Origin of the sequence: Desulforegula conservatrix Mb1Pa (assembly GCF_000426225.1) — a bacterium.
Classification (GTDB): domain Bacteria; phylum Desulfobacterota; class Desulfobacteria; order Desulfobacterales; family Desulforegulaceae; genus Desulforegula; species Desulforegula conservatrix.
The window spans coordinates 1-9,208 of sequence record NZ_AUEY01000108.1; the positions used below are offsets into that span (position 1 = coordinate 1).

Sequence of the window (9,208 nt, forward strand, 5' to 3'; positions counted from 1 at the left end):
GTACACCTGTTCCCATCCCGAACACAGAAGTTAAGTCCTTTAGCGCCGATGGTACTGCGTGGGTAGCTGCGTGGGAGAGTAGGTCGCCGCCGATTTCTATTTTAAGGCTTTTGCTATTATTATTTTAGCAAAAGCCTTTTTTATTTGTGCGTTCTATCTTTCAGATTAGATAAATAGTACAAATTAAATAGTCACCGACCACCGGCAAAGCCGGTGGCATGGAATTCTGAACCGCTCAAAGCGGTAAAAAATGGGGATCACCTAAAGGTGATTAATCAAACAGTCTTAACTGTTCAATTCTGCGGTCCTCATATTCTTGTTTTCTAATATACTCTCGAACCGCCAGCGCATCTTTGCCAACTGTCGATACATAATAGCCTCTTGCCCAAAAATTCTGACCAGTAAAATTCTTTTTCCGGCCACCATAATTCCTTGCAATGCTTATTGCACTCTTCCCCTTTATAAAGCCTACTACTTGAGCCACAGAATACTTTGGGGGAATCGAAATAAGCATATGAACATGATCTGACATCAAGTGGCCTTCCAATATTGCACTTTCTTTTTGTCTGGCCAAATCTCGAAATACATCTCCCAAATATTTCCTCAATTCTACATAAATAGTCTTTTTTCTATACTTTGGAATCCATACTATATGATACTTGCATTCCCAGGCACTATGGCTTAGGCTTTGTCTGTCACTCATTGAAGTCTCCTTTAACTTGAACTTTAGGCGGTTCAGTTATTGGAGACTTCTTCTTATTCCATGATCTGTCAAACTCTGTGAGTCCACCGGCAGAGCCGGGGGTTAATTATGAAATCAGCTGTTTATTAGACGGTTTTCTCATAAGCTAACATCAAGTAGCTTCTGGTTTTTCCCAAAGACCGTCTGATCTAAGATTATAGTTTAGACTTTTAAGGGTCTTAAGAATGAAAACATCCAGGAATATAAGCGTAGATCTTGGAAATGTAAGCTTCACGACCTTCTTTACAAGTTCAGATGATTCATTTTTTGTCATATCCTCAAATATTTCTTCCAAGTCTATCGGAGCATTTTTATTTTCTATAAGTTCTTTTATAAGGTCAAGAATTTCAATATGTTTTCTTTTTGAGTCGTCTATGTATTTTAATATTTCTTCATTTCCGATGATCGGCATATAGTGGCCTGTAGCTAATATTTCTATATCTTCTTTATGTACGAATTCTTCTAAAAAAACAAAACTCCTGAATGTCTCTTCAATATCACCAAACTGAATATCATTGGGGTTCAGAAAATTAAGGCAGTCTCCTACAAAAATCGCTTTGGCTGGTTCAAGGTAATACATGATATGGTCATCTGTGTGCCCGGGAGTTTCGAAAGCATAAAGCCCCTCATTAATCACCCATCCTTGAACTGATATTTTCTTAAGATCTATGGCTTTCTTGTATTTTTCCCAAAGAATACAAATATTTGATTTTCCGGAATGTATTCTGCCTATAGTAAATAGCGAATAGAAATAGCTTGTAAAAAAAAGAAGTATCATGGGCAGAAGAGGTGATATTTTATTTAGAAACATTATGATACCGAGCTGTGTTCTGCTGAACATTTTGAATCTTTTGAGAAGAGGTCTAAGGCGCATTGATTTGGCCATCTCAATAATCTGGCCGGTACCATTTGTCCTTAGATATTTGATTTTTTCATATGCATTAAAATGGTATATTATTTTACTGTTTTTCTTAGAAATTTTTCCATTGTTTGCTATGTGGTCGTTGTGGTAATGGGTGCACAGAATGTCAAAATTATATTTATTTGATAGATGTTTTTTGATTTCATCAGATCTTTTTTTGCCGCAGGCTGTGTCAATAATATACTGTTTATCATTTATCTCAAATAGATAGGTGTTTGCAATATCGCTACCTCTGCCAGGATCTTGAGATTTTGCCAAAATTACTATTCCATTTTGGGACAGTTTGGCTAATATTTTTTCCGTAGTATTATTCATTATTATATTTATTCGTTTGGTTGGGGGAAATAGTGTCGCATATGCTATCAGCGAAGCTGGTAAAAATTGTAATTATTTGAAATGAATAGCTAATTTAATAATTGAATGTATATTAAACTCTAAACAGGCGTTTGTAAAATGAAAAAAAAGCTTAGACTCATATCATGGAATGTCAACGGGATACGTGCATCTATTAAAAAGGATTTTGTTAGTTCGATTCTGAAGCTTGATGCTGATATTCTCGCAATTCAGGAGACTAAGATACAGCCAGATCAGATCACCGAAGAAATAAGAAATATATACGGTTATTCGTCATGGTGGTCATGCTCCAGAATAAAAAAGGGGTATAGTGGTGTTGCAGTATATTCCAGGATAGAACCTTTGTCAGTCACAACGGATTTTGGTATAGGCTATTTGGATGAAGAGGGCAGGGTTATTGAAATGGATTTTGGTGATTTTGTTTTCTTTAATGTATACTTCCCCAATGGTCAGATGAGTGATGAGCGACTTCAATATAAGCTTGATTTCTACGAGTCTCTTTTCTGCCGTGTAAACGAACTAAAGCGCTCTGGCAAGAGCATAGTAATTGCCGGAGATTATAACACAGCTCACAATGAAATTGATCTTAAGCATCCAAAAGCCAATGAAAAAAACTCCGGTTTCCTTAGGGTTGAGCGGGACTGGCTCGATAGAATCGTGGGAGATGGATATGTGGATACATTTAGAACGCTATATCCTGAAACTGTGAAATATTCATGGTGGACATACAGGGCAAACGCGAGAAAGAACAATGTCGGCTGGCGTATAGATTATTTTTTTGTAACAGATGACATCTTCAATCACGACTGGGTTGCTGATGCCTTTATAAACAATGATATATATGGATCAGACCACTGTCCTGTCGGACTTGTACTTGATATCAAGAAGTCTGTGTGAATCAACATACTATACTGAACGCATGCCGGTTTGTTGTTATTCCCTTTACTGATTTGGTAGAGGGGCAGGTTTGAATTGGCGGTTGAGCCACATTGAATTTGAGAAATTTATTTTGTGATGATGATTTGACAAAATAGTAAAATGTCCGATTTCCGTCATTCCGGCGGGGCCTGTCCCTGTGAAACAGGGATTCTGAATCCAGAAGTATCTGAAAATACTAAGATGCCTGATCAAGCCCTGCATGACTCCACCTTCGTTTTTTGACTTTTTGCAACTCCACCAAATTTGACAGGCCGATATTTGAAATGATCGATTATTTATAAAAGGAGAGATTGCAACTCTCTCCTTTTTAGTCCTATTTATATATATCAGAAAGGTTTTTAATAGGAGTAACGAACCCTCCAGGGCCTATCTGGGTCAGATATACAAATTTTGAGCCAGCCCTCTCTTTTGGAGAAAAGGTGAATGTGAACCCTCCTATATCCGTATCTTCCTGTGCCTCAGCAGCTTTATAAAAGGCTTCACGGGTCAATGACGCCCCTTCTGCTTCTTCCAGTATTCTGCATAAAGCTTTTGCTGCTATGAATCCTTCAACTCCAGCAAATGATGGTTCTGCTTTTGGAGTGTATTTCTCAGATAATTTCGTATATTCAGCTATTACAGGTATCTTAAGATAATTTGGGAAAGGCACTACCTGATTAATTATAACTCCAAGACCCTTATTCAGAAGTTGTTTCCCCATGGTATCACCATCTGCAAATGAGAAGGCAATAAGCAATGATTCTGTCTTTTTCGCTTTGATCCTTGAAATGAACTCCGAGCCAACCCTGCTTGAGGCTGCAATCAGTATAGCGTCAGGATTGTTGGATGTTGCGGTCTGAATTGCTTCATCAATGTTTTTGAAATCTGATGATATGTTAGCACTGAAGGAAACAGGCACAGCCTTTTTTTCCATGACTCTGCGAGTTGATTCAAACGCTGACGATCCTGTTTCATTCTCTTCGTAAACAATTCCAATCCTTTTAAGATCCTTTTCAACCAGTCTGTCGATCATTGCAATAGCTTCTTCGTTGAATCCGGCTCTCAGGCAGAAAATTTGTTTGACAAGAGGCGTTCTAAGCGACTCGCTCCCTGAAACAGGGGCGAAGAATGGAATATTTGCTTTTTTAATGAAAGGTATAATATTGCTGTAGGTTGACGTAACGCCTGCGTAGCCAAAAAGGGCAAAAACCTTGTCAACTTCAATTAATCTTTCTGTGTTTTTAAGCACGAGGCCTGAATCCGAGTTGTCATTATATGTTATTATCCTGATTTTTTTGCCTTTTATGCCTCCTGCATCATTTATTTTGGATAAATATGCTGTCGCTCCATCCTTGAAGCTGGTTCCAAAGTCTTTATATGGGCCTTCAAGGTCGCATGACTGCCCAAAGACTATTTCTTGATTAATTTTTTCATTTTCTGCCGAACAATCTGAATAAACAATAAAAAATGTAAGAAGTGCAAAAATAAATAAGAAATTTTTGTTTTTTATCATAAATGTGACCTCTCGAAATAGTGAGATGGGATGAAAATGGGGGGTGAATCTATATCTGCCTGAACTCAGTTGAGCCCAGGCAGATTATGTCAAATTTAGGTTGAAAGCGATCTGATCATTACACCGAGATAGAATTTAGCATGCCCGAATGGCGCGGACATATTTGCCCTGTGATTAGCAAAGAAACTGCTATAGTCGCTGTTAAGGACTATTATCGGATGAATATGCTGGGCATGCTCAAGCGATTCTATCGCATGGTGGAGGGATTCGGAGCTGTTTCTGCTTTTAAGCGTTTCGTCAAAATCAATTTCTATTGCTTTAAGCACCTCGGACATTGCAATCGCAACGCCCTGGGCATAATAGAAATAATCATCCGCTTTGAAAAAGCTGACTTCATCGCCGTTTTCTTCCTTGATTTTGGCCAGATTCTCTTCACAACTACCTATAATATTTCTGTAAGTATCAAGCAGATAAATAAGATTGTCGCTTCTGGTATAAAACGTTGCTTCGCCTGTTCCAAGTTTTTTCTTGTATGCATTTATTTCTTTAATACCGTTTTCATATTCAGATTCAGCCGAAGGAAGCCAGAATTTATAAGGGCTGTAATTGAAATTGCTTCTCGCTCTGAAAAGGCTCTGGTGATAGGCTTGTATGCTTCCGGTTTTTGCTATGCGCTCTGTAAGTATTTCAACGGTCCTTCTTGTTACTTCCAGAACTCCAAGCTGGATATTTTCAACATTGTCAGTGGGTTTTATAATATCATTTGGTCTCCATCCATAGAATCTATTAAGCTCATTCTCTAGAGGCGTGGTTATTGCTTCAGCAAAAGCCCAGCCAGCTGGTTTTCCGCTTTTTGAGAGACCACGGGCTGGCTGTGCTTCCTGTGAGTGTCCCTCTGCCTGGGTCTGGGCTTTTGGAGCATGGCTTTCAGCAGCTTTTGGCTCCTTAAGTTCAAATTTATCAGGTGTTACAGCATGCTCGATTTCTGCCTCCGCTATTTTTTCAGTTTGACCTTCCTCACCACTAGGCTTTGCATCTGATACAGCTTCGCCTGGATCATTTGCCGGGGCTTCGGCTTTAGTTTGGTGCTGGGCTATTTCGGGGTTTTTCTTTTCTATGAATGAAAGAATTCCTCCGATAAAAACCATTACAATCAGTGCCGCCATAACGTACTTGAACATCTGGAAGCTAGCGTAAAGCTTATAACCTTTTTTTTCTTCGTTTTTGTTATCCATCATCAGACTCCTGGTTTGGCTCCTGGTTTGGGGTTTATCTGATTATCACGTTCTTTTTCTAAGTTTTCTTGTGTCACCGATTCTTATGGTGAAATTTATACTGTCAAAATATTCAAGCAAAGGTATCAGATATTTTCTGGAAAGACCTGTCATATCCTTGAATAATGGCGCAGAAATTTCATCATTTGCAATTAGAAAATCGTAAAGCTGTTGCTCAAGATTTTTCATCGCACCAGCTTCAAAAAACAGGTCATCCTTGGCTTTGATAATTTTTCCTTCTTTGACGAGAAGCAACAATACATCTTTTGCAGCCTGTGAGTCAATATTCAGTTCATCATACATCTGCTTGAAAGATGGGGGCGTCAGGCCGCTTTGTGTATAAATCTCCAGAATTCTTTCTTTTACTTTCTGCTGATCTTCATGGAGAGCAACCTTATGCGTTGAAAGATGTACAACATTTTCACTCTGAATTACCCTGCCGTCCTTGATCAGTCTCTGAATAGCGTGATTGAAAAATTTTCCGCCTGCAAAATCAGGAAATTTGGATTTAAGTTCTTCTTTGGGCATACCATTTTTTAATGGGTTTTGTCTGTGATAGTTGGTTAATAGAGTAAGCAGCTTTTCATTGAAAGAAGAAAGTGTTTTTTCATGGATGTAAATTCTGTTTTCTTTATCAACCTGAACAGCCTTTCTGTCTGAAAGAAGCTTGGACATAACTCCGTCAAGTTTCTTTTCTGAAAGATTTGTCATAAGTTTCATGTCATCGAACGAAATCCCGTTGTAACCTGTCTGTTCAATCTGAAAATCTATTCCTGCTTCAATATCGCCGGCGGTTATGGATGAAAGTCCCTCTGATATGTGCTCTTTGAGTCTTTTGTGTTTTTTGGGTATAGGATTGAGGATGACCCCGCCACCAACAGTTCTCACCGGTGTTTCGCTTCTAAGGACAAATCTGTCATCCTTGACACATGTGACCGGAGTGTCGAGACGGATCTGTACAAGGGCTGTCTCTCCTGGTTCAACCTGTTCCTGGTCAAGAAGGATCAGATTTCCGTGGAGTTCTGCCGTTCCAGCATGAAATCTTATTTTAGATCGGTTTTTTAAGGCCCTTGCGTTGCTTTTAAGATATGTGAATGAGGCATCAACAAGATAACTCGGCTTTAGAGTGTCAGGGAGTGCAATTACATCTCCCCTGCTTACTTCATCAAGGTCAAGTCCCTGGAAATTTATGGCTGTTCGCATTCCCGCTCTTGCAGATTCCACAGGAGAATTGTGAACCTGAATTCCTCTTATTTTGGTGTTGGTCTTTTTGGGATAGATCATCACAGTGTCACCTACGGAGATTTTTCCTGAAGCAAGAGTTCCTGTGATGACTGTTCCAAATCCCTTCATTGTGAACACCCTGTCCACTGGTATTCTGAAAAGCCCTGATGAGCTTTTTTCCGGGATATTTTCAGCAATTTTATCAACTGTTTTTATAAGTTGATCCATACCTTCGCCTGTTGCAGAAGATACCGGAATGATCGGAGAGTTTTCAAGAAAGGTTCCTGAGGTGAATTCCTTAATGTCCTCAATTACCATATCAAGCCATTCCTGCTCGACCAGATCCCTTTTGGTAAGAACAATCAATCCATGCTGTAAACCAAGAAGGCTGCAAATTTCAAGATGCTCCCTGGTCTGGGGCATTATGCTTTCATCAGATGCTATTATCATGGCAACCATGTCTATACCTGTGACCCCGGCAACCATGTTTTTTACAAATCTTTCGTGTCCAGGAACGTCTACAATTCCCACATGGGTTCCGCTCGGAAGATCCATGAACGCAAAGCCAAGCTCTATTGTAATGCCTCGCTCTTTTTCTTCTTTAAGTCTGTCTGTGTCTATTCCAGTAAGGGCTCTTACGAGTGACGTTTTGCCGTGATCAATATGCCCTGCTGTTCCCAGAATGATTTCCTTCAAGGGGTAAGCTCCTGATAGGTTAATGTAGGGATTATATTAATAATTATAATTTGTTTTAGGCTTAAAATGCTTTCTAAGGCAAAGAAGCTATGTTTTAGAAGATCAATATATATATTTTAGTTGCCGGTCAAGTAAACTTTGCCAACAGGAAGCTCTGTTTGATCAAGTGTTGCTGGATCTCAATAGCTGTGATTTGACTTCTTTTATGGATTTATACTCTTTTCTTGGTGCAGCCCAGAAAATTAAGATACTAACGACCCTATATTGGGGCAGAAAAGTCATGCTTAAAATGACTTATTAAGCTTGCATAATGGATAATAACCAAAAAAAACCTAAAAAATGCTTGCTAAAATATCACTGAATCTGTTAGAGAAGGCATGTTTTTGTGGTGGGTATAGCTCAGTTGGCAGAGCGCTAGGTTGTGGTCCTGGATGTCAAGGGTTCGAATCCCTTTACTCACCCCATTTATTCTCTCTGCGCCCGTAACTCAGCTGGATAGAGTAGCGGACTTCGAATCCGAATGTCGGGGGTTCGAATCCCTCCGGGCGTGCCACAATAAAATAAATACTTTACCCCTGAAAGCCTCGGTTTTCAGGGGTTTTTTGTTTCTGGGCTTTACTTTTCCACATCGTAGCAGTAATGGTTGTGTCGTATAAAATAGTTGAAAAACTATAATGCGTGGTGGGAATGGTGGTGGGAACAAAAAAAGTGGAACGGAGATAGAATCATGTCGAAGATGAAACGAAACCTTACAAAGTATCCAGGTGTTTTTTTCATTGAAGTGTAAAGCGGCGGGCGCTTTGGCACCATTTTGCGTCTGCTTTGGCACCACTCGCTAATGAATTTCCGCAAAAACAAGCCTGTCAAAAATATGCCGATTATAAAGCCCTGACCAGAAAAAAGTTTATTCCCTGACCAGGGCCTGGTTTATCAATAATTTGTGAAGATCAGTTCCTTGCCTTCTGTTGGTTTTCTACAGCTCACTGAGTATTTCAGGGAGACCTCCTTCAGGCTAAAATCCTTGAACACTTCACGCATTTCAGGCAGGTCGTTTATGGTTAGAAGAAACTTGCCTTTTATGCTTCCGAGTATCCCTGCCATTTCTTTATAATCATCCAACACCATATTATGCTTGTAGTATGGGGCTTTATAATAAGGTGGGTCAATAAAAAAGAAGGTGTCTGGCCTGTCATATCTGCCCACAAGTTCCTGCTAAGGAAGATGCTCAATAACGCATCCGGATAATCTCAGATGAACCTGGGACATTTCTTCCTCAAGCCTGACTTGATCAACGACAGTTATAAATCCCCCCTGACGACAATTAGAATTCCCGCTTAATGCAAACCCGGTTATCCAATGTTGTGATATGGAGGATCATTGGATGATCACTGACAATCAGGTGAAGAAATTGAAGAAAAATTTAAGCGCGGGAAAAAGCCTTGTAATCTCGGCATTGCAAGCTGGCATGGATGAAAAGACAGCGAGGAAATACAGGGATCTGGACAAGCTGCCGAGCGAGCTGAAAGCATCCAGTGATAGGTGGTGGCGAACTCACGCTGACCCTT

At 39.7% G+C, this 9,208-nt stretch carries 7 protein-coding genes, 2 tRNA genes, 1 rRNA gene and 1 pseudogene; 5 read left to right on the plus strand and 6 right to left on the minus strand.

The window, feature by feature from the left end:
- A 5S ribosomal RNA gene (gene rrf / locus K245_RS27025) occupies window positions 1-95 on the plus strand; the annotation flags it as partial.
- 176 nt (window positions 96-271) lie between these two features.
- Here rrf and tnpA read toward each other — a convergent pair.
- Together tnpA and K245_RS0119700 are read right to left on the minus strand one after the other, a co-directional pair.
- A complete protein-coding gene (gene tnpA, locus K245_RS0119695; protein ID WP_027360565.1) occupies window positions 272-703 on the minus strand; it encodes an IS200/IS605 family transposase in 432 nt (143 codons plus the stop codon).
- Between the two features lie 151 nt (window positions 704-854).
- On the minus strand, window positions 855-1,922 hold the full coding sequence (locus K245_RS0119700; RefSeq protein ID WP_027360566.1) for an MBL fold metallo-hydrolase: 1,068 nt from the start codon (window positions 1,920-1,922) through the stop codon (window positions 855-857).
- 195 nt (window positions 1,923-2,117) lie between these two features.
- Here K245_RS0119700 and K245_RS0119705 point away from each other — a divergent pair, with 195 nt between their 5' ends.
- Window positions 2,118-2,915, plus strand: a complete 798-nt coding sequence (locus tag K245_RS0119705) for an exodeoxyribonuclease III (RefSeq protein WP_027360567.1) — start codon at window positions 2,118-2,120, stop codon at window positions 2,913-2,915.
- 355 nt (window positions 2,916-3,270) lie between these two features.
- On the opposite strand, the gene K245_RS0119715 is transcribed toward K245_RS0119705, so the two are convergent.
- The 3 genes from K245_RS0119715 to selB all read right to left on the minus strand — a co-directional run bounded on the left by K245_RS0119715 (window position 3,271) and on the right by selB (window position 7,643).
- Window positions 3,271-4,449, minus strand: a complete 1,179-nt coding sequence (locus K245_RS0119715; protein ID WP_027360569.1) for an ABC transporter substrate-binding protein — start codon at window positions 4,447-4,449, stop codon at window positions 3,271-3,273.
- A gap of 95 nt (window positions 4,450-4,544) precedes the next feature.
- A complete protein-coding gene (locus K245_RS25610) occupies window positions 4,545-5,687 on the minus strand; it encodes a DUF2333 family protein (protein ID WP_084156451.1) in 1,143 nt (380 codons plus the stop codon).
- A gap of 42 nt (window positions 5,688-5,729) precedes the next feature.
- Entirely contained in the window at window positions 5,730-7,643 is a 1,914-nt protein-coding gene (gene selB / locus K245_RS0119725; protein ID WP_027360570.1) for a selenocysteine-specific translation elongation factor, read from the minus strand.
- A gap of 388 nt (window positions 7,644-8,031) precedes the next feature.
- Here selB and K245_RS0119730 point away from each other — a divergent pair.
- Both K245_RS0119730 and K245_RS0119735 read left to right on the plus strand, forming a co-directional pair.
- Window positions 8,032-8,107: transfer RNA gene (locus tag K245_RS0119730), tRNA-His, on the plus strand.
- A gap of 12 nt (window positions 8,108-8,119) precedes the next feature.
- Window positions 8,120-8,196: transfer RNA gene (locus K245_RS0119735), tRNA-Arg, on the plus strand.
- 377 nt (window positions 8,197-8,573) lie between these two features.
- On the opposite strand, the gene K245_RS25615 is transcribed toward K245_RS0119735, so the two are convergent.
- The gene (locus K245_RS25615) at window positions 8,574-8,846 is read right to left on the minus strand and encodes a DNA adenine methylase (protein WP_051284476.1); all 273 of its coding nucleotides are present in this window, start codon (window positions 8,844-8,846) and stop codon (window positions 8,574-8,576) included.
- Window positions 8,847-9,024: 178 nt separating this feature from the next.
- Between K245_RS25615 and K245_RS0119745 the strand changes: the two are divergent.
- Window positions 9,025-9,208 (plus strand): annotated as a pseudogene (locus K245_RS0119745) (IS21 family transposase); the annotation flags it as partial.